We start from the raw sequence: 23,508 nt of genomic DNA on the forward strand, positions 1-23,508 counted from the left end.
TTGAAGGGGACATGAATGATGGAGATCAATCGGTGACAGAGACGGCCCGCCGCGATCACGCGCCACGCCTGGAGGACTTTCCCTACCGGCTGACGGACAATGTCCGCTTCGGCGACCTCGATCCCAACCAGCACGTCAACAATGCGGTCTACGCGACCTATTTCGAGACCGGCCGGGTGACCTTGATGAAAGACCCGCGCCATGGCCTGACCCAGGACGGGCTGGCCTGGATCATGGTGCGGCTGGACATGCATTTCCGGGCCGAGCTGCGCTGGCCGGGCACGATCGAGCTGGGACTGGGGGTCGTGAGGCTGGGGCGCACGTCGGTGACCTGCGAGCAGGTCGTGTTCTCGGACGGGCGCTGCGTGGCGTCGGCCACCGCGGTCATGGTCCTGATCGACGAGGTGACGCGCAAACCGGCGCCGCTGACGCCGAATCTCGTTGCTGCGCTACAGCCCTGGGTCCGCCGCGGCATGGCGATCGCGCCGCCGGCATAGGCCTGGCGGCGATCAGCCGAAGCGCGACGATGAGGGCGCGAGACGAACGGTCAGGCCTGACGCTCGGGGGTGGAGACGACGAGGCCGTCGAGTTCGTCGGAGACCTTGATCTGGCAGGAAAGACGGGAATTCGGCCGGACATCGTAGCCGAAATCGAGCATGTCCTCTTCCATCGGGGTCGGCGGGCCGACCTTCTCGCGCCAGGCTTCGTCGACATAGACATGGCAAGTCGCGCAGGCGCACGCGCCGCCACATTCGGCCTCGATGCCGGGAATGGCGTTACGGATCGCCGCTTCCATCACGGTCGCGCCGTTCTCGATCTCAACGGTTCTGGATTCGCCGGTATGGTCGACAAAGGTGATCTTGGCCATGTGTGCTCGTGCTGCGCAGGGAATGAGGTCGGGCTGTCCTATAACGGACCGCTCCGCTCCGCGCTAGTGCTGCCGCCGGCCGCTCAGGCCGCGCCGAGCATCTCCGAAATCGCCGCGCGGGCCTGCGCGATCGCCGTGCCGAGCCAGGCCAGCGCATCGGCCGGGTCGCCCGCCCGCAGCGCCGCTTCGAGCCCTTCCGCCGCGTCGGCGACGTCGAGCGCGCCGACGGCGCGGGCCGAGCCCTTCAGCGTGTGGGCGACGGTGGCGGCGTCCTCGGGCATCACCTGCAACCGCTCCAGCAGGCGGACGGCCTGGCTGGAGAACATGGCGAGCACCTCGCGCTCGAGCGCGCTGTCGCCGAGCGTCATCCGGCGCAGCAGGTCCAGGCTGATCGGCCCGTCATCGGGAACCAGCGGGGGCGAGGGCATCCATTCGATCCGTGAAAGGTCGGGAATCATGGCGGCAATCCGGTCCGGGCGCGCCGCGCGCGCCTGTGGTAAGCCAAGCACGACAATGGTTAATGCATTGTTACCGGCCCAATTGCCGCGGGTTTGCCGTGATTTGGGCCCGGCTCTGCCCCAATCACGGCAGAAACGGGAATTCGCAGAACTTCTAGAGTGTTAACGGCGGCTGCTGTTAACGATGATTAAGAATCTCTTAACCACGGCCATTTCTTTCAACAGGCACAGCCAATAGGATGATGCCCGGATGGAGTGGGTCACCTGGCGGAATTTGCCACCCCTGGTGCCTGCGAGGGATGACGTCCGGTTCGAGCGTTGCGAGAGGGCACTCGTACGCGGCTCGCCGGATCGAAATTAAGACGAGGGCTCGGACTCAACATGGCGAACACTCCGAAAAAGGTCAAAGACCCGACTGAAGTTGCGCTGTCCGCCATTCAGGAGGCTTTGAACATCAGCGATTCGTCCGCGCCCACGGACTCGCAGGGCTCGGTCCACGCTGACGGGGCTCCGCCCGTCATGCCGAACGGCGTGTCCAGTCTGGATTCGTTCGACTCGCGTCCGGGCATCGACCGCAGCAGCCTTGACGAGATCGAGCCGCCGCCGCTCGCCGCGCGCCGCCCGGCCAATGACGACCGCGAGACTATCGGCCAATTGCTGCAGGCGATCCAGAAGGGCCGCCCGTCACGCGGCGTCTACACGCTGGCAACCGCCTTTGCAGGCATCTGGATCGTCGGCTGCGTCCTGCTGACCATCGGCTTCCTGCCCGCTTTGCAGACCTTGATCGGCCAGAGCGGCGGCGTGCTGGTCATGGCAGGCCTCGCCGCAGTGTTCTTTGCCCCGGTTCTGCTGTTCTATTTCCTCGCGAGCCTCGCTTGGCGCGGCCAGGAGCTGCGCATGATCGCGCAGTCGATGGCGCAGGTCGCGATCCGCTTCTCCGAGCCGGAAGGCGCCGTCAGCGATTCGATCGTGACCGTCGGCCAGGCCATCCGCCGCGAGGTCGCGGCGATGGGCGACGGCGTCGAGCGCGCGATCGCTCGCGCAGGCGAGCTCGAGATGCTGGTCGCCAACGAGGTTGCGGCGCTCGAGCGCGCCTACAGCGACAACGAGGTCCGCATCCGCGCCCTGCTCCAGGACATCGCCCATCAGCGCGACAACCTCGTGGGCCAAGCCGAGCAGGTCCGCAGCGCCATCTCGGGCGTCCAGATCGACCTTCGCCACGACATCGCGCTGATCTCGGACGCGATCGCCTCGCGGGTCGACGAGGTCGCCAAGAGCATCACCGGCGCGCTGGAAGAGCGCGGCGCCCACATCACGGCCGCGCTCGGCAACGCCGGCGACAACATGATCCTCGCGCTCGGCGAGCGCGGCGGCGATCTGCTCGACCGGCTCGAAGAGGCCAGCGCCGAGACCACCCGCGCCGTGCTCGACGCCTCGGAGCGGCTCACCACCAGCCTCAATTTCAAGACCGGCCACGTCCACGACGAGTTCGCCGACCTGTCGGACCGAGTCCACGAGATGCTCAACGAGCGCATCGACCGCATCACCAGCGAGTTCGAGCAGCGCACGGCGGCCATCGTCGACGGCATCTCGGTGCGAACCGAGCAGGTTCACGACCAGCTCAAGGCGTCCGGCGAGTCCCTCCTGCTGGAGCTCGAGCTGCGCAGCGGCGATCTCGTCACCAAGATCGACGAGGCGAGCCAGCGCATGTCCGGCCACATCGTCACGTCAGGCGAGAAGGCGAGCGAGTCGCTCGATGCGACCGTCAATTCACTGGTCGCCAAGGTCGTGAGCCAGACCGAGAGCACCCACGACACGCTGTCGATCCAGATCAGCGCCTTCGACGAGCTGGTGAAGAACCAGGGCACCGAGCTCGCCGAGCGCTTCGCACGCGACAGCTCGACGCTGGGCGCGCTGATCACCCGGCACATCACCGAATTCGACCGCACGGTGAAGACCTATGGCGGCGAGATCGTCGAGCGCATGGGCCAGCGGACCCAGGAAATCTCCGACAATCTCAAGTCCTATGTCGATACGTTCGATACGCGGCTGTCGTCCAACAGCGGTGAGATCACGGCGACGCTGGATCAGCGGCTGAACCAGTTCGAGACCAATCTGCAGGCCCGCATCACCACCCTCGACACCTCGCTCGATGCGAAGATCAAGACCTTCGACGACAGCGTCGAGGGCCGCCTCAAGTCGCTCGAGGAGAACTTCGACAACCGCGCGACCTCGGTCACCTCGACGATCGAAGGCCGCCTCGGCACTCTGTCCAACTCGCTGACCGACGGCGCTGCCCAGGTGCTGCACGCGATCGACTCGCGGCTGACCGTGCTGACCTCCTCGCTGACCGATGGCTCGGCGCAGGCGATCCAGTCGATCGATTCCCGCCTCAACATACTGACCTCCTCGCTGACTGACGGCACCGACAAGGCGCTCGAAGCGATCGATCAGCGCATCCACAGCCTGTCGAACATCATCGACGGCCGCAGCTACGAGCTGACCGAAGCCGTCACCGCGCGCTTCCAGGACATCCATCAGGGCATCGAGACCCGCGTCGGCTCGATCGCCAAGGACATCGACCATCGCGTGTCGCAGTTCGAGGACCTGCTCGGCTCGCGCGTCGAGGCCGTGGCCGGCCGCATCGAGAGCAGCGGCCGCCAGGCGAGCGACGAACTGATGACCCGCGCCGAGCTGCTGTCCGCCAGCATCAAGTCGCATGTGGAAGATGCGGAGCGGGCGCTGACCAACCTCGTGGTCAACACCAGCGAGACCATCCAGACCGGGGCCCGCTCGGCACAGCAGGCGCTGCTCAACGTCTCGACCGACGTCGGATCGCAGTTGAAGAACACCTCCGCCGAGGTCGAGCGTGCCCTGTCGAACGCAGGCAGCAGCGCGGCCGAGGCCGTGCTGACCAGTGCACGCGAGGCCCAGGCCACGCTGGTCGCGGCCTCCGGCGAGACCGCCGACCAGATCAAGTCGCTGTCGGCCGACGTCGAGCGCACGCTCACGGCGGCAGGCTCGACCACCGCAGCCTCGATCCTCGCCGGTGCGCGCGAGGCCCAGAACACGCTGGTGTCCGCCTCCTCCGATGCCGCCACCCACGTCAAGTCGCTCGCCGTTGACGTCGAGCAGGCGCTGACGGCCGCCGGCTCGGCCACGGCAGCCTCGATCCTCGCCGGTGCACGCGAGGTCCAGAACACGCTGGTGTCCGCCTCCTCCAACGCGGCCGAGCACGTGAAGTCGCTCGCAGCCGACGTGCAGCGCTCGCTGACCAGTGCCGGGACGGAAACCGCCGAAGCCATCACGGCGGGCGCCCGTGATGCCCAGCATGCCCTGCTCGCGGCATCGAGCGAAGCGGCCGAACAGGTCAAGGCGCTGACCGTCGACGTCCAGCGCTCGCTGTCGATCGCGGGGACGACCACCGCGGAAACGATCACCGGCGGCGCCCGGGAAGCGCAGAGCACGCTGATCAGCGCTTCGTCCGAAGCGGCCAATCACGTCAAGTCGCTGGCGGCCGACGTCGAGCGCACGCTCGCCGCGGTCGGAACCAGCACCGCCGCAGCGATCGTCGACAGCGCCCGCGACGTCCAGTCGAAGCTCGTCACCGCCTCGATGGAAGCAACCGAGCACGTCAAGTCGCTGGCCGTCGACGTCGAGCGGACGCTGTCGTCCGTCGGCGCCGATACCGCGACCTCGATCCTCAACAGCGCGCGCCAGGCGCAGATGTCGCTGACCGCCACGTCGGCCGACACCGCGGCCACCCTGGTCGGCAGCGCACGCGAAGCCCAGGCGGTGCTGACGACGACCACGACCGAGACGGTCGCGGTGATCGTCGGCGGCGCGCGCGAGGCGCAGAACCTGCTGACCGCCACCTCCACCGACACCGCGGGCCAGCTCAAGGCGATGTCGTCGGAGATCGAGCGCGTCATCAATTCCGTCGCGGCGAACACCACCGATGCGATCCAGAGCAGCGCGCTCAATGCACAGAGCGCGCTCGTCGCCGCCTCCAACGAGGTCTCCACGCGGGTCAAGTCGACCTCGACCGAGATCGAGCGCTCGGTGCTCGCCGCCGGCAACTCGTTCGGCTCGGCCATGACCGGCAAGACCGACGAGATCGTCACCTATGTGCAGCAGCAGAGCGAGCGGCTGTCGCAGATGCTCGACGGCAAGCGCGGCACCCTTGTGGAGGCACTCAACTCGAAGACCAACCAGCTCACGATCGAGATCGATCGCGTCACCACCGACGCGCTGAAGGCGATCGAGGTCCGCGGCCAGAACTTCGCCCAGAGCGTCAATGGCAACGGCTCCGAGGTCGCCCGCACCATCACCTCGGCGGGAGAGCTCGCGACCACCGCGATCACCAAGTCGCTCAAGGAGCTGGAGCAGGCCTCGCGCGCGGCGATCGAGCAGTCGCGCCAGGTCTCGGTGGCTGCGGTCACCGAGATGCAGGAGACGAGCAAGATCCTGCGCACCGATACGGTCGCCCTGTTCGAACGTCTGCGCGAGGGCAACATCCTGCTGCAGGAGGTTCTGACCGGCGCCCACGACAACCTCAACTCGCTGGAGCGGGCGCTGGTCACCCGGGTGGCCGACTTCGTCACCGCGATGAACGACGTCACCGCACGCAACGGCACCGCGACGCAGACGCTCGAGGACCAGCTCAACGTGTTCAACTCCAAGACGTCGCGGGCGCTGGAGGATCTCAACTCGCTGTCCGGCCAGTTCGACGCGCATGGCAAGGCGCTGATCGAGGCGGCGGCCATCGTCGAGCAGAGCAACCGCGATGCGACCGTCTCGATCTCGGATCGCAAGACGACGCTGGAATCGCTGGTCACCACCATCGATCTGCGCACCGCCGATCTCGACCAGCGTCTGACGCGCTTCACCACCCTGCTCGACGAGTCCTTGGCGGCCGCCGAGGAGCGCGCCCGCGACATCGCCCGGGTCGTGGCGGAAACGGCGGGGGCCGGCTCGACCGCGCTCAGCCGCCAGTTCGAGGCCATCCGCGCCAACGCGGAGGAGGAACGCCGCCTCACCACGTCGCAGATGCAGGAGATCTACCAGCAGAGCACGCAGGAAGCCGATGCGATGTTCAAGCAGTCGGCGGAGAAGTTCGCCACGCTGGTGTCGAGCATGAAGCAGATGACCGCCGAGATGCATCGCGAGCTCGAGGCGACGCGCAACGAGCTGCGCCGCGGCGTGCTGGAGATGCCGCAGGAGGCCGCCGAGAGCACGGCGCAGATGCGCAAGGTCATCGTCGACCAGATCGAGGCGCTGGCCGAACTCAACCGGATCGTCGCGCATCACGGCCGCGGTCTCGACGTGGTCAGCGCGTCGCGTCCCGCCGCGGTCGCGGCGCCAGCGGCCGTGATCCGTCAGGAAGAGCCGATCGTCGCCGCAGCCGTCGGCGGCCGGCCGGACATGCGCCTGCGCGAGCCGGCTGCGACCAGCGTCGCCAACCTGCCGCCGCCGGATCTCGGCATGCAGCCGCCGGCCCCGCCGCCGCAGCCACGCCGGGTCGAGGCGCCGCCGATGGGTCCGGTCGCCGATCAGCGCAGCGACAACTGGCTGTCCGACCTGCTCAACCGGGCCGACAACAGCACCGCCGGCCAGCCCCAGCCGCCGCGTGGCCGCGGTCCGGCGCAGCAGTCGGGCAATCCGCTGGAGTCGCTGTCGCTCGACATCGCACGGCTGATGGACCGCAATCTCGCGGCCGAGATGTGGGACCGTTACCAGCGCGGCGAGACCAAGGCGTTCTCCAAGCGTCTCTACACCCCGGCCGGCCAGAAGGCGTTCGACGAGGTCGCCCGCAAGTACCGCGCCGACCGCACCTTCAAGCAGACGGTGGACCGCTACATCACCGAGTTCGAGCGGCTGCTCGACGAGGTCGCACGCGACGACCGCAATCCGCAGGCGCTGCGTGCCCAGCTCACCTCGGAGACCGGGCTGGTCTACACCTTGCTCGCCCACGCCGCCGGAAGGCTGGCGTGACGGGAGCAGCGAACAGCGACTAGCGGATGGCGAGGAGCCGACCGCGATGAGAATAGACAACGGAGGCCGCGAGGCCTCCGTTTCGCTTATCGGGGTCCAGTGAAGCGTTTTCGGATTTGCCCGTCGCCGGCCCGACCGGCACGGCAGCCGTCGTTGCAGGCGCCCGGGATGCCAGTCAGCATGAGACGGGACAATGCCAAGCCGAGCGTGGAGCAATCGGTGCATCGCCGCGGAGGGCACCGAGGCGCTGCCTCTCGCTACGCCCTGCGCCCGCCCGCCTCCCTCACCGCCGCCCGCTGGTGGGCGCCGCGGGCGCGGGCTGCGAGGCCTGGGCGTTGCTCGGGCTGGCGTTGCTGGCCCCGAACAGGACCCGGGTCGGATTGCGGTCGAAATTGTTCACGGCGCGGCTGATGTCGGACAGCGTGCGCCGTCCATCGGCCATCAGCGCGCCGGAGCGCTTGTCCAGATCCTCGGCGAGCTCCCGGATCGATTTCACCGTCAGGAACAGCTCGCCGCCATCCTTGCCGCCGGCCAGCGTGTTGAGACCGAGCATCAGGGTATCGGCCTTGCCCATGATGCCGTCGACACGGCTCATGACGCCATCGATGCGCTCGGAATTGCGGGCCAGCGACTGGGTGAACACCTCGAGATTCTTGATCGAGTTCTTCACGGCGTCCTGGTTGTCCGCGACCACCTTGTTGATGTTCTGCAAGGTGGCTCGGATCGCTTCGGTCACGTCCTGCAGCCGGGTCGGATCGGCACGCAGCATCGGCACGCCATCCTCGTCGAGCAGCGGCGGCGGCGCAGCCTCCTCGCCGCCCTTCAGCGAGATCGCGGCGACGCCGGTCAGGCCCTGGAACTCGAGCCCGACCAGGGTGTCCTTGCGGATCGGTGCGTTGTTCTCGACCATCGCCAGCGCGACGACGCGGCGCGGATTGTCGAGCTTGACCGAGATGACCTCACCGACCCGGATACCATTGAAGTTGACGCTGCCGCCGTTGCGCAGACCCGCGGCCGGACCCTCGAACACGACCCGCAGCGGGCTGCGCTGCTTGGTCGTGTGCAGGCTCTGAAACCAGAGGACAAATCCGATCGCCGCGGCAATCACAGCCAGCGTGAACGACCCGATCAGGACGTAATTCGCCCGCGTTTCCATTACCAACTCCGGTACCGGCACGTCGCGGCGGTCATCCGGCCCCCGCTTCCGTGCACTGTCGGTTGGCGCCGGACAGCGGCACCCACCCCATCAACTTTGTCGCGGCAGTCCCCACTCCCGCTCACAAAAATCGTCCCTGGGGCGCGTCGCGCTACCCCATCACGGCTCGGGCACGCTTGCCGTGGAAATACTGTCGGAGCCACGGATGTTCCGAGGCCTGCATGTCGGCCATCGATCCCGCGGCGATAATCTTGCCGTCGCCCAGCACGGCGATGCGGTCGCACGCCGTATACAGGCTGTCGAGATCATGGGTTACCATGAAAACCGTCAGTCCCAAAGTGCGCTGCAGGGTCCGGACGAGCTCGTCGAAATCGCCGGCGCCGATCGGGTCGAGCCCCGAGGTCGGCTCATCGAGGAACACCAGCTCCGGATCGAGCGCGAGCGCGCGTGCCAGCGCCACGCGCTTGATCATGCCCCCCGACAGCTCACTCGGGAAACGATCAGCAACATCGGGCCGCAATCCGACCATCACCAGCTTTGCGATCATGATCTCGTCGAGCAGACGCTGCGAGACCTTGAGATACTCCCGGACCGGGAACTGGATGTTCTGCCGCACGGTGAGCGAGGAGAACAACGCGCCCTGCTGGAACAGCACGCCCCAGCGCCGCTCGACGGCGCGGCGGCCGGCACGATCGGCGGCGTCGAGATCGACGCCGAACACCTCGATGTTGCCCGACAGCTTCGGCACGAGGCCGATGATGGTGCGCGTCAGCACCGACTTGCCGGCGCCGGATGGACCGACGAAGCCCAGGATCTCGCCGCGCTTGACGTCGAGGTCGAGCCCGTCGAGCACGCGCGTCTTGCCGAACTGCACGGTAACGTCACGCACGCGGATGATCGGATCGGAGACCTCCTGCGTCATCTCAGCTCACATCCCGACCGCGGCGAAGAAGATCGCGAACACGCCGTCCATCACGATGACGAAGAAGATGCCCTTCACCACCGACGAAGTGGTGTGGCGCCCCAGCGACTCGGCACTGCCCTGCACTGCCAGTCCTTCGACGCAGGCGACGATCCCGATCACCGCCGCCATCACCGGCGCCTTGAGCAGCCCGACCTTGAAATGATCGATCGAGATCGCATCGCGCAGGCGCAGCAGGAAGGCCTCGGGATCGACGCCGCCATAGAACCAGGCCACCAGCCCACCGCCATAGAGCGCGGCGATGTCGCCGAGGAAGGCCAGGATCGGCAGTGCGATCACCAGCGCGAGCATGCGCGGCAGGATCAGGACCTCGATCGGATCGAAGCCCATTGTGCGCAGCGCGTCGATCTCCTCGCGCATCTTCATCGAGCCGAGCTCGGCCGTGTAGGCGCTACCCGACCGGCCCGCGATCATGATCGCCACCAGCAGCACGCCGATCTCGCGCAGCACCAGCACGCCGAGCATGTCGACGACGAAGATGTCGGCGCCGAACCTTCGGAAATGGAAGATGCCCTGCTGAGCGATGATGCAGCCGATCAGGAAGGTGATCAGCACGATGATCGGCACCGCGCGCCAGCACACCTGCTCGAGATGATGGATGGTCGAGGTCAATCGGAAGCTGCGGGGATGAATGAGGACCCGGCCGCTGGCGACGATCACGGCGCCGAGCATGTCGATCAGCGCGGCGATCGTGCCGAAGATGCCGGCGACACTGAGGCCGATCTGGCCGAGCATGCCGGTGATGGTCACCATCGTCGCGTCGCCATTGGGCGCGGTGCTGACGCGTCGAACCTCGTCGACCAGGCTGGCGTAGTTCGCAGAGAGCCCATCGATCCGGACCTCGACGGTTCCGGTCGTGAAGCTGCGGCGCAGCCGCTCGATCAGCCAGGCGCCGAACGTGTCGAGCTTGGAGACTTGGGAGACGTCGATGGAGACATCGATCTTCTTGCCGGCGAGCTTTTCGGCATCGGCGACGAGCCGTTCGAGCGACGGCGCAAAGGGCGCAGTCCAGGCGCCGGTCGCGCGCAGCGACAGCGCGTTGCCATCGCCACTGCGCTGCAAATCAGGGCCGCCCTTCACGACGGCCATCCTCGGAGCCTTGGACGTCCGCTCCTTGACGAGAAAAATCCCACCGCGTCGCTACCACCTTGCCGGAGACCACTATCAACAGCCATAGTCGGTCAGATCGCGCAAGTCCCAAGCGCCTCATTCCGGTTCACAAAGCGCCAGACTTTCAAATGACTTCCAACGGTTTTCCAATACTGGACGCCCGGATCGGCCACTGGCCGATCGCCGGCAGCTTCACGATCAGCCGCGGCGCCAAGACCGAAGCCGTGACAGTGATCGCGGAGCTGCGACACGGGACGATGGTTGGCCGCGGCGAATGCGTGCCCTATCCGCGTTATGGCGAAACGCCCGATGCGGCGCTGAGCGCCCTGCTCGCGATGCGCGATGCGGTCGCCTCTGGTCTCGACCGCGCCGCCCTGCAGACGGCGTTGCCGCCGGGCGCGGCGCGCAATGCGCTCGACTGCGCGCTGCTCGACCTCGAAGCCAAGCGGAGCGGCCGGCGCATCTGGGACCTGCTCGGACGTCGCGCACCGGCACCGTGCGTCACGGCCTACACGATTTCGCTCGGGAGCCCCGATGTGATGGCCAAAGCTGCGGCCAAGGCCGCGCATCGCCCGCTGCTCAAGATCAAGCTCGGCGGCGACGGCGATCCTGCGCGGATTGCAGCCGTGCGAGCGGCGGCGCCGCAGTCACAACTGATCGTCGACGCCAACGAGGCCTGGACCGAAGCGAATTTGGAATCCAATCTCGCAGCCTGCGCCATCGCCGGCGTCACGCTGGTCGAGCAGCCGCTGCCCGCAGGGAAAGACGAAGCGCTCGGAAAGATCGCGCGCCCGCTCACCGTCTGCGCCGACGAGAGCGTGCATGACCGCGACTCGCTCGAAGCGCTGCGCGGACGCTATGACGCCGTCAACATCAAGCTCGACAAGACCGGAGGACTAACCGAGGCGCTTGCGATGGTCGAAGCCGCGCGCGCGGTCGGCTTCGACATCATGGTCGGCTGCATGGTGGCGACATCGCTGTCGATGGCACCGGCCATGCTGCTGACGCCTTTCGCCCGTTTCGTCGATCTGGACGGTCCGCTGCTGCTCGCCGAGGATTGCGAGCATGGCCTGCACTACGAGGACAGCCTGGTCTATCCGCCCGATCAGGCGTTGTGGGGCTGAAACGACAGGCTTCGGTGCGCGATCCACATCAGGACGCCGCCCGCTCCGGCCATCGCGGCCATCACGTAGTAGACACCGGGTCCATAGGCCGCATAGACCGGCCCAGAGAGGGCCGATGCCGCCGAGCCGACCACGCCGCTCGCAGCCGCATAATAGCCCTGCCCGCGCGCCGTCAGCTGCGCCGGCACTTGGCGGACCAACAGCCCCATGGTTCCAACCAGGGTCAGCCCGAAGGTGAAGCCGTGACTGATCTGGACCGCGGCGAGCCCGGCCGCATGCGGCTCCTGGGCCGTGAGGCTCCAGCGCAGCACGGCCGCCACTGCACCGATCATGACCAGGCTGGCGGGCGACAGCGTGAACCGTGGCGACAGGGCGAACACGACGATCTCGGCCAGCACGCCCATGGTCCAGAGCCAAGCGATGGTCAGCCCGCTGAAGCCCTGCGCCTTCCACTCGATGGCGGAGAACGTGTAGTAGGCCGCATGGCTTGCCTGGATCAGCGCCGAAGCGGCGATGATGCAGAGGAAGCTCGGATTGCCCAGCAGACTGCGCCCGTCCCGGGCCAGGCCGGCGCCATGCGGCAGCGGCGGCAGCGCCTGCAGCAGCAGGCTGCTTGCCGCACCGCACAGCGCGACCGAGACGATGATCCAGATCAGCTCGGACGACGGCGCGAAGTCGACCAGCCCGCCGCACAGCAGCGTTCCGGCGATGAATGCGGCCGATCCCCACAGCCGCAGGCGACCGTAGTTCAGGCCATAGCTCATCACGCCACGGAGCGCATAAGCGTCCGTCAGCGGGACAACGGGTGTCCAGAGGCAGCAGGTTGCCACGTAGACCAAGAATACCAGCCAGGGTTCGCGCTGGAAGGCAAGAGCCACAAAGCCCGATGCCGTTGCGAAGGTGGTCAGCCGCATCGCGGCGCGCAGGGCCTGCCGGCGCTCGGCAACCGCGGTGATCAGCGGCAGGACGGTGAAGCGGGTTACGGCGGGAACCGCAACGATGACCCCAATCCATGCGGCATCCAGCCCGATCGCCCGTAGCCATACGGGAAAGAACGGCAGATGCGTGCCCGAGAGCACGAACACAGCGCCATAGAACAGCCCCAACCTGTCCGCGAATCGGCGCGACAATACCGGCGATGTGGTGGAGATTTGTCGGGACAGTGGCATCAATTCAATTGCGATTCGATCAATATCATGGTGATCGTTATGCCAACGCGCAGCAATGTGCGCGATAGGTTTGCCATGGTCGATGAAGTCTTCGCCCTCTCGCCGATATCCGCCCGTGCGGCTCAGCCGAACGAGGCCGATTACGAGGCGATCCGCGACGCCTTCATGGAGACGTCCCGAGGCCGCTGGTTCCTTGGCGAATACGCCAAGCGCAACCGCAATGCCGACACCAGCATGGTGCTCGACGCGGTGGCCCGCATCGAGCATGCGCTGGCCTCACAGCGTCAGCAGCAGCAGGAATTCGAGCAGGCCGACAGCAAGGCACTGCCCGAAGCGCTGGCCGCGATCCGCGCCACGGTCGAAGACGCCGCACTCGCCGCCGCCACTGCGGTCGACAGCATGGCCCTCGAGCAGAACCTGGCGCCGGTGCGCAAGGGCATCCGAATCATCAAGGAAATTTCCTGGCGCTGGCGCGAGATCGGTGCGGACTCGCGGATCTGCGACCTGATCGATTCACAGGTCACGTCGATCGAGGCCGCCTGCGACCAGCTTGCGTGCGCCGACCCCAAGGTCGCGCTGCTTGCGGCCTTCGAGATCATCAAGACGCGGCTGAAGGAGTTCGACGCGGAGAAAGCAAGCATTCCGCCCGCGGCTGACGAGATCGAACCGGCGACCGAGGCTGCGGCCCCGCCGACACCCGATGTCGCATCGGGTCCGACTGCGGCGGCGACGGTCTCGGCTGAGCCACAGGTGGCTTCGGAGCCGCAGCCCGTGCCGGAACAGATGGAGGCGGCCCAAGCCGGGCTCGAGATGACCATTCCGCTCGTTGCCGCAGTGGCCGCGATCGAATCGGTCGAGACATCCTCCGGCGCTGATGCCGTGATCATGGCGGCTGCAGCGGTTGAGGCCAGGATGGTCGACACCGCCGCTTCGGCGGTGGTGCAGCCCCCGGAAGCTGCGACCGAGCCGTCGGTGGACGAAGCCCTGCTCGAGATCGAGCAGCACGCCGCGGCGGCCCTGGATGACGCCGTCGCCGCAGAAGCCCACGACGAAGCCATCCTGGAATTGGTCGCGGCGGAGATGGGTGCCCCCGATCCGATCGACGATGAGGAGTTCAGCCGGGCCAGGACGCTCGGCTTCGACATTGAGGAGCCGACCTCGGTCGACGACGACATCGTCGCGAGCTTCAGCGAGACAGCGCCGTCGGAGCCGGATCTCGTGCTGACCACGGCAGAAGCCCCGGTTGCCAGCGCGGCGCCGGCTCCCGCTGCGCCCACGATGTCGGCTCCGCCGATGTCTTCCCCTCCGATGCCGGCCCCGCCCGCGGCGGCCCCGCGCATGGCCTCGCCTGCAGCCCCGGCGCCGGTCCCCAGCGTGCCCGTATCGCCACCGCTTCCGGAGGCGATCACCATCGAGACCCTGGCCGCCGTGGCGGCTGCGGTCGCAGCTCAATCTCCCGCAGCGACCCCGAAGGCTGACGTTGCGCCGATCCAGCAGGTCCGCCCGACCGCCGCCGCGGCTCACAGCACCAGCGCGTCCGCGATGCCCAAGCCTGCCTACGAGCCGTCGCTGGGATCGACGCTGCTGTCGAACGGCCTTCTGCAGCGGCCGCAGGCACCCGCCAACGACTCGTTGGCGCCGATCCGTCGCATGACCCAGCCTGAGAAGATCGCATTCTTCTCGTAGGGCGAGTGCATCTCGGCCGCCTCCTGTTGAACCTCGATCGCTGAGCACCGAAAGGTGCCGCATTGATGGGTGACGCGGATCACTTACGCTGCTGCGTGACCTGCGTAGCCTGATCCTCAAGCCATTCGCTTTGCGCATGCTCGAGGAGAACGCCGTGTCCGTTCCGAAATTTCGCGCTGTAACATCCGCCTGGAAATCCCTGCTCATGTCCGCGCTGCTGGGCCTGATGGCCTGGGTCGGCCCGGACTCGGCGTTCGCCGCCGGCAGTGAGCTCGACAACCTTCACACACCACCGCGCGCGCTGGCAGCTCCCTCACCGGCCAAGGAGAGCAACACGCCCGCCGCGATCCCTCAAGGAGCCGAGCCACGCGTCGCGCTCGTGATCGGCAATGCGAGCTATCAGAACGCGCCGCCGCTGGAGAACCCGGACAACGACGCCCATGCTGTTGCCAAGCTGTTGAACTCGGCCGGCTTCGAGGTGATCACGGCGACCGATCTGACGCAGAACGAGATGCTCAAGGTCGTCGAGGATTTCTCGAGCCGGGTGGCAGCACACGGCCCGAACACCGTGGCAATGGTCTACTACGCCGGCCACGGGGTTCAGCTCGCGGGCGAGAACTATCTGATCCCGATCGATGCCCGTATCTCAGCGCCCTCCGACCTGACGACGGGGACCATCCGTCTGGTGGACCTGATGGCAACGCTCGACGCCATCCCGAGCCGCATGCGGATCGTCGTGCTGGACGCCTGCCGCAACAATCCATTCCCTGCCATCAACGATGCCGGACGCGGACTTGCCATCGTCGACGCGCCGAACGGTTCGATCCTCGGATACTCGACCTCGCCTGGCGCGGAGGCGCTCGACGGGCGTGGCGAGCACAGCCCGTACGCGCAGGCGTTCCTGAACCTGGCGCGGCAGCCGAACCTGCCGATCGAGCAATTGTTCAAGCGCATTCGCCTACAGGTGAACCAGAGCACCGACGGACGACAGACGCCATGGGAAAGCTCCTCGTTGACCAGTGATTTCACCTTCTTCGGGGATACGCTGGTCGCGGCGGCGCGCCCTGCCGAGAATACGCCGGTGATCCAGATGGCGGCCAACCTGCCGAGCCGTTCCGTGCGGCAGGCCTATGACTACGTGCTGTCGGAGAACCGTCCGCAATATTATCGCGAGTTCATCGAGCTGTATCCGCGCGATCCGCTCGCCGACCGCATCCGCGCACTGCTCGCCGGCCTCGTGCAGGCCGCGGCGTGGCACCAGGCCGTGCTGGCGAATTCGCCGGCCGCCTATCAGAGCTTCCGTGAATCCTATGCCGACAGCCCATATGCGCCGGTCGCACTGCGGCTGCAGGGACAGCCTCGGCCCATCCCCGTGCTGCAACCGAGCCGTCTCATGATGCCACCGCAACTGGCACCGATCGCGCGACCGTTCAATCCCGGTCCGCAGATCCAGAGCCATCCAGCCCCGCAACCGACGCTGCCGGCCGCCACCGTGCCGCACGGACCGCTGCCGCCAACGGTGGTCACGAAAGGCAATGCCATCAACAACGCGGGTCCCAACAAGGTCGTCGATCCCGGGCCTATCGCTCAGACCAAGTTGCGCGACAGGATCGTGCCGCCGACAAATCCGCCCGTGGCTACGAAAATCCAGCGCGATCCACTGAAGCGCAGTCCTGGGCGGCCATTCGACGCCCGCGAAGTGCGGCGTCCCTTCCCCGGCAATTCCGGACCGTTCAAGCCGAACATCAACGCGTCGCATCCGTCGATGGCGCGTGGCCAAGGCGGGATGCAGGGCGGCCCGGCGCGGAGCACGCCGCACGTCGCGCAGTCCGGACTGCGGATGGGCGGCGGGGGATTTGCAAAAGGCGGCCTCAGCTTTCACTGAGGCTTGATCGTCAGGCGATCAGCCTGGCGTAGAGCTCAGCATCGACATTGCCGCCGGACAAAACGATCACCACCGTCTTGCCCGCCACATCCAGCCGGCCGGCCAGCAATGCTGCAAGCCCGACCGAACCGCCGGGCTCGACCACGAGCTTCAGCTCCCGGAAGGCAAAGCCGACCGCGCGCCCCACCTCCTCATCCGAAGCCTCGACCGCGGCCGACAGCAGTTGGCTGTTGATGGCGAAGGTGATCTCGCCTGGAATCGCCGCCATCAGCGCGTCACAGATGGTCCGGCCCTTTGCGTCGTGCGCCTCGCGGTGGCCGGCCCGTAGCGAGCGCGCATGGTCGTCAAAACCCTTTGGCTCGGCCACGACCATCCGGGTGTTGGGAAAGCGCGCCTTGACCGCGGTCGAGACGCCGGCAAGCAGTCCACCGCCCGAAGCCGGGACGATCACCAGATCCGGCGACAGGCCGAGCGCCGCGAGATCTTCGGCGATTTCACGACCGACGGTGCCCTGCCCTGCGATGACGTAGGGATCGTCATAGGGCGGCACCACCGTCGAGCCGCGCTTTGCTGCGATGTCGCGCGCGATCGCTTCGCGGTCCTCGCGATCGCGATCATAGAGCACGACGTCGGCACCGAACGCCTTGGTGCGCTCGCGCTTGGCCGCTGGCGCATCCGAGGGCATCACGATCGTGGCGTCCATGCCCAGCAATGTGGCGGCATGGGCGACGCCCTGCGCATGATTGCCGGAGGAGAATGCGACGACGCCGTTGCCGCGCGCTGCTTGCGGGATCGACGCCAGTTTGTTGTAGGCGCCGCGGAACTTGAACGAGCCGGTCCGCTGCAGCACCTCCGGCTTCACGAAGACGTTCGCTTTGAACCGCTCGTTGAGCACGGGGGCTGGCAGCAGCGGAGTCCGCACGGCCACGGGCGCGAGGACGCGTGCCGCCGCCTCGATGTCGGCGGCGGTCACGGGCAGGATCGGGGAATGAGCTGTCATACCCCTATTTTACCGCGCCCGATTGCCGAGAGGCAAGGGAACCGGTGTCAGGCGGCGCGGGCGGCCAGCTGCGGAACCGGCGCGGGTTGCCGCTGCGGATCGGTCCAGGTCAGGATCTCGAAACGGCCGTCCTCGTGCTCGACCAGCGCCGTGCAGCTCTCGACCCAGTCGCCGCAATTCATGTAGCGAATGCCGTCCTGGTCGCGGATGACGGCGCAATGGATGTGGCCGCAGATCACGCCATCAGCGCCATGCCGCCGCGCCTCCGAGGCCAGCGCCGTCTCGAACGCGCCGATGTAGTTGACGGCGTTCTTGACCTTCTGCTTGGCCCATTGCGACAGCGACCAATAGGGAACGCCGAACATGCGACGGAAGAAGTTGACCAGACGGTTCATCTGGATGGCGAAGTCATAGGCCTTGTCGCCGAGATGGGCGAGCCAGCGCGCATTCTGCACGACCAGATCGAAGATGTCGCCGTGGATCACCAGATAGCGTTTGCCGTCGGTGCCGGTGTGCAAGATGTTCTCGACGACGTCGATGCCGCCGAAATGCGTGCCGTAATAACCGCGCAGGAACTCGTCGTGATTGCCGGGGACATAGACGATCTTGGCGCCCTTGCGCGCCTTGCGCAGCATCTTCTGCACCAGGTCGTTATGCGACTGCGGCCAATGCCAGCTCGATTTGAGCGCCCAGCCGTCGATGATGTCGCCGACCAGATAGATCGTGTCGGCATCATGGTGACGCAGGAAATCGACGAGGAGATTGGCCTGCGAGCCGCGGGCTCCGAGATGAACGTCCGAGATGAACAACGTCCGAAAGCGCCGAGCCGGGCTTTCTTCACCAGCAGTCTCAAGTCCCATGCGCGCCCACCTAACAGTCCCTGATGACACCGCGATGACGAAACGCCGCACCGGCAGAACCCATCCTGCCGGACCGCGACCGGACACCGCTCGTTTGACGACTCGCGATGTCCCTCGTCACTGCCCCGCGATACCAGCGGGGTGCGACAATCAGGCGACAGGCGGGCAGCGCGAACAGGGAAAATCAGCCTCCTATCTCGGCACGGTGACGACGCGCAGATTGTTGGTGGTGCCGGTCTGCGCGAACGGAATGCCGGCGACGACGACGAGCAGGTCGCCGGCTTCAGCGAACTCCTCCTGCACGGCGAAGAAGGTCGCGCGCTCGACCATCTCCTCGTAGCTCTTCACGTCCTGCGACAACACGCTGTGCGCGCCCCACAACAGGCACATGCGCCGCGAGGTGTCCTCATTCGGCGTGATCGCCAGAATCGGCAGGCTCGGCCGCTTGCGCGCAACGCGCGAGGCCGAGGTGCCGCTCGACGTATAGGCCACGATCGCCTTGGCGTGGATCGCCGAGGCGAGATCGGCCGCCGCGGTCGCCACCGCATGCGGCGCCGTCTGCTCCTCGCCCGGCTGCGTCGCCTCGACGATGGAGCGATACATCTTGTGGCCTTCGGTGGCCTTGATGATGCTGTCCATCATCGCCACGGCCTCGCGCGGATATTGCCCGCTGGCCGATTCCGCCGACAGCATCACCGCGTCGGCGCCGTCATAGATCGCGGTCGCGACGTCGGAGACCTCGGCGCGCGTCGGCGTCGGCGTCGCCACCATCGAATCCAGCATCTGCGTCGCGACGATCACCGGCTTCACAGCGAGCCGGCAGGCGCGGACCAGTTCCTTCTGCTTGCCCGGCACGTCCTCGTTGGGAATCTCGACGCCGAGATCGCCGCGCGCGACCATGATCGCGTCCGACAGCTGGATGATGTCGTCGATGCGCTCCAGCGCCGCCGGCTTCTCGATTTTGGACATGATGCCGGCGCGGCCATCGATCAGGCCCCTCGCCTCCAGCACGTCGGACGGCTTCTGCACGAAGGACAGCGCCACCCAGTCGACGCCGAGATCGAGCCCGAAGGCGAGATCGGAGCGGTCCTTGGCCGTCAGCGGCGACAGCTCCAGAATTGTGCCGGGCAGATTGACGCCCTTGTGATTGGAGATCGCGCCGCTGACGATCACCTTGGCTTCGATCCAGTCGTCGCCGAGGCCTGTCACACGAACGCGGACGCGGCCATCATCGATCAGAAGATCGTGACCGGGCGTGACCGCCGCAAAGATCTCCGGATGCGGCAGCGGAATCGACGTCTTGTCGCCCTCGGTGCCGTTGAGGACGAACCGAATCGTCTCGCCGGCTTCGACCTGGATCTTCTTATCGCGCAGAGTGCCGACGCGAATCTTAGGTCCCTGCAGATCCATCAAGATGCCGATCGGCCGCCGCACTTCCTTCTCGAGCGCGCGGATCGCGGCATGGACCTTGGCGTGATCGGCCTGCGTCCCGTGACTGAAATTGAGACGAAAGGTGTCCACACCGGCGAGGAACAGCGCTTTCAGCATCTCCGGAGAATTGCTCGCGGGACCGACAGTCGCGACGATCTTGGCTCGACGGTGACGACGCATGATGTGTCCTTTCTCCTTAAGCCGTGTCTCGCGTCTCTATGACACGCATGTGATTGGCATGCGCGGACGCAGCGGAAGCGCTGATATACGCCCCGCAGCGTCCATTGCAAGCGCGACACGGAACACGCCAGAATTGTGCAAGAGAACAGCACGCCTCAGGCGTTGGAGCCATGGATCGCGTCGATGACGGCGTCGGTCACCTGCTTGGTCGTCGCCGTGCCGCCAACATCGGGGGTCAGGATGCCCGCTGCACAGACTTTCTCGACCGCAGCCATCAGCCGCGCGGCCGCGTCCGTCTCGCCGAGATGCTCGAGCATCTGCGCGCCGGTCCAGAACGTCGCGACCGGGTTGGCGATGCCCTTTCCGGTGATATCGAACGCCGAACCATGGATCGGCTCGAACATCGACGGGAAGCGCCGCTCCGGATCGATGTTGCCGGTCGGCGCCACGCCGAGGCTGCCGGCCAGCGCGCCGGCGAGATCGGACAGAATGTCGGCATGCAGATTGGTCGCGACGATGGTGTCGAGGCTCTTCGGCTGCAGCGTCATGCGCACGGTCATCGCATCGACCAGCATCTTGTCCCAGGTCACGTCGGGGAATTCCCGCGCCACCTCGGCGGCGATCTCGTCCCACATCACCATGCCATGGCGCTGCGCATTCGACTTGGTGACGACGGTGAGGAACCTGCGCGGGCGCGACTGCGCCAGCTTGAACGCGTAGCGCATGATGCGGGTGACGCCGACGCGGGTGAAGACCGCGACCTCGGTGCCGACCTCCTCCGGCAGGCCGCGATGCGCCCGGCCGCCCATGCCGGCATATTCGCCCTCGGAATTCTCGCGCACGATCACCCAGTCGAGATCGCCGACGCCGACATTGCGCAAGGGCGAGGCCACACCGGGCAGGATCTTGGTCGGACGGACGTTGGCGTACTGATCAAATCCCTGGCAGATCGGCAGCCGCAGGCCCCACAGCGTGATGTGGTCGGGCACGTCGGGAGCGCCGACCGCGCCGAAATAGATCGCGTCGAACTTTTTCAGCTCCGCGAGTCCATCGGCCGGCATCATCACGCCGTGCTTCTTGTAGTAGTCCGAGCCCCAGTCGAAGGTCTTGACGTTGAAGCTGATGTCGCCCGCGCGCTTGGCGAGCGCCTCCAGCACGCGGACGCCTTCGGAGATGACCTCGGGGCCGATGCCGTCGGCGGGAATGGCGGCGATGGAATGGGTGCGCATGAAAGAGCTCCGTTGATGAGGTCAGGACGGCGTGGCTGCTTGGGCCTTCGCACTTTGTGAACGTGACAGCAACAGGGTCAGCACCGCCGATACCACCAGCAGGCCGGCGACAAAATAGAGCCCGCCATTGAAGCTGCCGGTCTGGTCCTTGATCCAGCCGATCATCGCGGGACCGACGAAGCCGCCGAGATTGCCGATCGAGTTGATGGTTGCAATGCCCGCCGCGGCGGCCGAGCCGGACAGGAACATGGTCGGCATGCTCCACAGCGGCGGCTTCGAGGAGGAGATGCCGACATTGACGAGCGTGAGCGCAGCGAGGACGGCGGCGACACTGGTCGACAGCCCGGCCAACCAGAGCCCGACGGCTGCGGCCACGCAGGCCAGCACGACGTGCCAGGTGCGCTCGGCGGTACGGTCGGAATGGCGCGCCCACAGGATCATGACGACCACGGCCACGGTCGGTGGCACCGCGTTGAGGAAGCCGACGGTGAAGGACGACAGGCCGAACTGCTTGATGATCTGCGGCGCCCAGACGCCGAGCGTGTAGAGGCCGGCCGAGGTGCCGAAATAGACCAGCGCGAGCGCCAGCACGCGGATGTCGGCCAGCCCGCGCCAGATGCTGTGGCTCGCGGTGGCGGCCTTGCTCGCCACCTCTGCATTCATGGTGCGCACCAGCCAGTCGCGCTCGTCGTCGGCGAGCCAGCGCGCCTGCTCCGGACGATCGGTCATGTAGGCGAGCACGACGAAGCCGAGCAGCACCGCCGGCAGCGCCTCGATCAGGAACAGCCACTGCCAGCCCTTGAAGCCGAGAATGCCGTCCATCTCCAGCAGCGCGCCGGAAACCGGAGAGCCGAGAACCGTGGAGAGCGGCGCGGCGGCCATGAACAGCGCGGTGACGGCTGCGCGCTGGCGCGCCGGGAACCAGTAGGAGAGATAGAGGATGATGCCGGGGAAGAAGCCTGCTTCCGCAGCACCAAGCAGGAAGCGCAGCACATAGAAGCTCGTCGGTCCCTGCACGAACGCCATCGCGCCGGAGACGATGCCCCAGGTGATCATGACCCGCGCGATCCAGATGCGCGCGCCGAACTTGTCCAGCGCAAGGTTGGAGGGGACCTCGAACAGGAAATAGCCCCAGAAGAAGATGCCGGCGCCGAACCCATAGGCCGAGGCTGACAGCCCGATGTCCTTGTTCATGGTCAGCGCTGCGAAGCCGACGTTGACGCGGTCGATGAAGGCTACGAAATAGAGCAGCATGATGAAGGGCACGATGCGCAACGTGATCCTGCGCAGCACGCGCGTTTCCAGCTCTCCGGCCATCGTCACCTCCCTGTCCCGTCTTGTCGTTGATCTGACAAGCGTAGGCGTCGAACCAGGCCGGCTTCAATGCTCGCATCATTATACAAAAAAATGATATAATCTGGCCCATCGCCTCTTCAGGACCCCACCATGGAATTGCACCAGCTCCGCTGCTTCGTGGCCGCCGCCGAGGAACTGCATTTCGGCAAGGCGGCGCAGCGGCTGCAGATGCTGCCCTCGGCGCTCGGACGCCAGATCAAGCTGCTGGAGGAGGATCTCGCGACCCCGCTGTTCGCGAGGACCACGCGCGCGGTGTCGCTGACCGAGCACGGCACGACCTTGCTGCGCGATGCCCGGGCGATCCTGGCCCGTGTCGAGGCGGTCGAAACCGGCTTCCGCCGCCGTACCCGAAGCACGAAGGCGCAGCGGCTGCGCGTCGGCGCCATCGACAGCGCGGCCGCCGGGCTGCTGCCGCAATTGCTGCACGATTTTCGCGCGCGGCATCCCGACATCGCGGTGCAGCTCACGGAGGAGAAGACGATCCGGCTGCTGCCCAGGATCCTGTCCGGCGCGCTCGACCTCGCCTTTGTCAGGCCGCCCGAGCGCACCGATATGAGGCTCGAATTCCGCGCGCTGCTCAGCGAGAGCGCCGTGGTGGCCCTGCCGCAACGGCACCGGCTGGCCTCGCGTGCCGTGGTCTCGCTCGCCGACATTGCCGACCAGCCGCTGATCGTCCCGGACCGCCGGTCGCGGCCGCACAGCCACGACCTCACCATGAAGCTGTTCGCACAGGCCGGGCTGTCGCCGGCTATCGCGCAGTTCGCCGATGAGAAGCAGACCATCGTGCATCTCGTCGCCGCGCGGCTCGGCATCGCCATCGTGCCGCGCTGGACCTCGCGGCTCGCGGTCTCCGGCGTCCGCTTCGTGCCGCTGCGGATGACACGCGGCAGCACCGCCGGACGGCTTCCGCTCGCGGCCGTCTGGCTGCGCGGCTCGCGCGATCCGGCGCGCGAGGCCATGCTCGGCGTGCTCGACGCGCGGCTTGCGAAATACGCCCGCGGTGCCTGACCGCAAGATCCG

Annotated in this window: 17 protein-coding genes; 6 read left to right on the forward strand and 11 right to left on the reverse strand. The window is 66.8% G+C overall.

Features of this window, described 5'->3' with window-relative positions:
* Positions 1–32 precede the first annotated feature (32 nt).
* Complete coding sequence (locus ACQR0W_RS20030; protein ID WP_315753164.1) at positions 33–497, forward strand: acyl-CoA thioesterase; 465 nt, start codon at positions 33–35, stop codon at positions 495–497.
* Positions 498–547: 50 nt separating this feature from the next.
* Here ACQR0W_RS20030 and ACQR0W_RS20035 read toward each other — a convergent pair whose 3' ends face one another.
* Both ACQR0W_RS20035 and ACQR0W_RS20040 read right to left on the reverse strand, forming a co-directional pair.
* A complete protein-coding gene (locus ACQR0W_RS20035; protein ID WP_315707114.1) occupies positions 548–868 on the reverse strand; it encodes a 2Fe-2S iron-sulfur cluster-binding protein in 321 nt (106 codons plus the stop codon).
* Positions 869–951: 83 nt separating this feature from the next.
* On the reverse strand, positions 952–1,326 hold the full coding sequence (locus ACQR0W_RS20040; protein ID WP_315753165.1) for an Hpt domain-containing protein: 375 nt from the start codon (positions 1,324–1,326) through the stop codon (positions 952–954).
* Positions 1,327–1,707: 381 nt separating this feature from the next.
* On the opposite strand from ACQR0W_RS20040, the gene ACQR0W_RS20045 reads away from it, so the two are divergent.
* On the forward strand, positions 1,708–7,320 hold the full coding sequence (locus tag ACQR0W_RS20045; RefSeq protein ID WP_316169655.1) for a methyl-accepting chemotaxis protein: 5,613 nt from the start codon (positions 1,708–1,710) through the stop codon (positions 7,318–7,320).
* 283 nt (positions 7,321–7,603) lie between these two features.
* On the opposite strand, the gene ACQR0W_RS20050 is transcribed toward ACQR0W_RS20045, so the two are convergent.
* From ACQR0W_RS20050 to ACQR0W_RS20060, 3 genes are all read right to left on the reverse strand, one after another.
* Positions 7,604–8,476 carry an MlaD family protein gene (locus ACQR0W_RS20050; RefSeq protein ID WP_434840824.1) on the reverse strand — a complete coding sequence of 291 codons (873 nt, stop codon included), beginning with the start codon at positions 8,474–8,476 and terminating at the stop codon, positions 7,604–7,606.
* A 151-nt stretch (positions 8,477–8,627) separates the two neighbouring features.
* Positions 8,628–9,398: an ABC transporter ATP-binding protein gene (locus tag ACQR0W_RS20055; protein ID WP_315753168.1), complete on the reverse strand. Its 771-nt coding sequence runs from the start codon at positions 9,396–9,398 to the stop codon at positions 8,628–8,630.
* Between the two features lie 6 nt (positions 9,399–9,404).
* Positions 9,405–10,538, reverse strand: a complete 1,134-nt coding sequence (locus ACQR0W_RS20060; protein WP_315713623.1) for an ABC transporter permease — start codon at positions 10,536–10,538, stop codon at positions 9,405–9,407.
* A gap of 158 nt (positions 10,539–10,696) precedes the next feature.
* On the opposite strand from ACQR0W_RS20060, the gene dgcA reads away from it, so the two are divergent.
* Positions 10,697–11,692 carry an N-acetyl-D-Glu racemase DgcA gene (gene dgcA, locus ACQR0W_RS20065; RefSeq protein ID WP_316169656.1) on the forward strand — a complete coding sequence of 332 codons (996 nt, stop codon included), beginning with the start codon at positions 10,697–10,699 and terminating at the stop codon, positions 11,690–11,692.
* Here dgcA and ACQR0W_RS20070 read toward each other — a convergent pair.
* Positions 11,674–12,861, reverse strand: a complete 1,188-nt coding sequence (locus ACQR0W_RS20070; protein WP_316169657.1) for an MFS transporter — start codon at positions 12,859–12,861, stop codon at positions 11,674–11,676. The genes dgcA and ACQR0W_RS20070 overlap by 19 nt on opposite strands.
* A gap of 75 nt (positions 12,862–12,936) precedes the next feature.
* On the opposite strand from ACQR0W_RS20070, the gene ACQR0W_RS20075 reads away from it, so the two are divergent.
* Together ACQR0W_RS20075 and ACQR0W_RS20080 are read left to right on the forward strand one after the other, a co-directional pair.
* Positions 12,937–14,547, forward strand: coding sequence for a hypothetical protein (locus ACQR0W_RS20075; protein ID WP_316169658.1), 1,611 nt, complete (start codon positions 12,937–12,939; stop codon positions 14,545–14,547).
* 205 nt (positions 14,548–14,752) lie between these two features.
* Positions 14,753–16,432, forward strand: a complete 1,680-nt coding sequence (locus ACQR0W_RS20080) for a caspase family protein (protein ID WP_316167132.1) — start codon at positions 14,753–14,755, stop codon at positions 16,430–16,432.
* A gap of 10 nt (positions 16,433–16,442) precedes the next feature.
* On the opposite strand, the gene ACQR0W_RS20085 is transcribed toward ACQR0W_RS20080, so the two are convergent.
* From ACQR0W_RS20085 to ACQR0W_RS20105, 5 genes are all read right to left on the reverse strand, one after another.
* Positions 16,443–17,432: a threonine ammonia-lyase gene (locus ACQR0W_RS20085; RefSeq protein ID WP_315753172.1), complete on the reverse strand. Its 990-nt coding sequence runs from the start codon at positions 17,430–17,432 to the stop codon at positions 16,443–16,445.
* 47 nt (positions 17,433–17,479) lie between these two features.
* Entirely contained in the window at positions 17,480–18,292 is an 813-nt protein-coding gene (locus ACQR0W_RS20090) for a UDP-2,3-diacylglucosamine diphosphatase (RefSeq protein ID WP_315828168.1), read from the reverse strand.
* A 192-nt stretch (positions 18,293–18,484) separates the two neighbouring features.
* Positions 18,485–19,903 (reverse strand): pyruvate kinase, encoded by a 1,419-nt coding sequence (gene pyk / locus ACQR0W_RS20095; RefSeq protein WP_316169659.1) that lies wholly within the window; start codon positions 19,901–19,903, stop codon positions 18,485–18,487.
* Between the two features lie 155 nt (positions 19,904–20,058).
* Positions 20,059–21,132 carry a tartrate dehydrogenase gene (locus ACQR0W_RS20100; RefSeq protein WP_315712700.1) on the reverse strand — a complete coding sequence of 358 codons (1,074 nt, stop codon included), beginning with the start codon at positions 21,130–21,132 and terminating at the stop codon, positions 20,059–20,061.
* A 21-nt stretch (positions 21,133–21,153) separates the two neighbouring features.
* Positions 21,154–22,449, reverse strand: coding sequence for a D-galactonate transporter (locus ACQR0W_RS20105; RefSeq protein WP_315712701.1), 1,296 nt, complete (start codon positions 22,447–22,449; stop codon positions 21,154–21,156).
* Between the two features lie 129 nt (positions 22,450–22,578).
* Here ACQR0W_RS20105 and ACQR0W_RS20110 point away from each other — a divergent pair, with 129 nt between their 5' ends.
* Complete coding sequence (locus tag ACQR0W_RS20110; protein ID WP_315712703.1) at positions 22,579–23,496, forward strand: LysR family transcriptional regulator; 918 nt, start codon at positions 22,579–22,581, stop codon at positions 23,494–23,496.
* The last annotated feature ends 12 nt before the right edge of the window (positions 23,497–23,508 follow it).

The sequence above is a fragment of the Bradyrhizobium sp. HKCCYLRH1034 genome, assembly GCF_051168375.1.
GTDB lineage: Bacteria > Pseudomonadota > Alphaproteobacteria > Rhizobiales > Xanthobacteraceae > Bradyrhizobium.

What these genes read in the sequence shown, in the direction of transcription:
- ACQR0W_RS20035 (WP_315707114.1), bottom strand. Translation starts at nt 868, where the DNA reads ATGGCCAAGATCACCTTTGTCGACCATACCGGCGAATCCAGAACCGTT.
- ACQR0W_RS20040 (WP_315753165.1), bottom strand. Translation starts at nt 1,326, where the DNA reads ATGATTCCCGACCTTTCACGGATCGAATGGATGCCCTCGCCCCCGCTG.
- ACQR0W_RS20045 (WP_316169655.1), top strand. Translation starts at nt 1,708, where the DNA reads ATGGCGAACACTCCGAAAAAGGTCAAAGACCCGACTGAAGTTGCGCTG.
- ACQR0W_RS20050 (WP_434840824.1), bottom strand. Translation starts at nt 8,476, where the DNA reads ATGGAAACGCGGGCGAATTACGTCCTGATCGGGTCGTTCACGCTGGCT.
- ACQR0W_RS20055 (WP_315753168.1), bottom strand. Translation starts at nt 9,398, where the DNA reads ATGACGCAGGAGGTCTCCGATCCGATCATCCGCGTGCGTGACGTTACC.
- dgcA (WP_316169656.1), top strand. Translation starts at nt 10,697, where the DNA reads ATGACTTCCAACGGTTTTCCAATACTGGACGCCCGGATCGGCCACTGG.
- ACQR0W_RS20070 (WP_316169657.1), bottom strand. Translation starts at nt 12,861, where the DNA reads ATGCCACTGTCCCGACAAATCTCCACCACATCGCCGGTATTGTCGCGC.
- ACQR0W_RS20075 (WP_316169658.1), top strand. Translation starts at nt 12,937, where the DNA reads ATGGTCGATGAAGTCTTCGCCCTCTCGCCGATATCCGCCCGTGCGGCT.
- ACQR0W_RS20080 (WP_316167132.1), top strand. Translation starts at nt 14,753, where the DNA reads ATGTCCGCGCTGCTGGGCCTGATGGCCTGGGTCGGCCCGGACTCGGCG.
- ACQR0W_RS20085 (WP_315753172.1), bottom strand. Translation starts at nt 17,432, where the DNA reads ATGACAGCTCATTCCCCGATCCTGCCCGTGACCGCCGCCGACATCGAG.
- ACQR0W_RS20090 (WP_315828168.1), bottom strand. Translation starts at nt 18,292, where the DNA reads ATGGGACTTGAGACTGCTGGTGAAGAAAGCCCGGCTCGGCGCTTTCGG.
- pyk (WP_316169659.1), bottom strand. Translation starts at nt 19,903, where the DNA reads ATGCGTCGTCACCGTCGAGCCAAGATCGTCGCGACTGTCGGTCCCGCG.
- ACQR0W_RS20100 (WP_315712700.1), bottom strand. Translation starts at nt 21,132, where the DNA reads ATGCGCACCCATTCCATCGCCGCCATTCCCGCCGACGGCATCGGCCCC.
- ACQR0W_RS20105 (WP_315712701.1), bottom strand. Translation starts at nt 22,449, where the DNA reads ATGGCCGGAGAGCTGGAAACGCGCGTGCTGCGCAGGATCACGTTGCGC.
- ACQR0W_RS20110 (WP_315712703.1), top strand. Translation starts at nt 22,579, where the DNA reads ATGGAATTGCACCAGCTCCGCTGCTTCGTGGCCGCCGCCGAGGAACTG.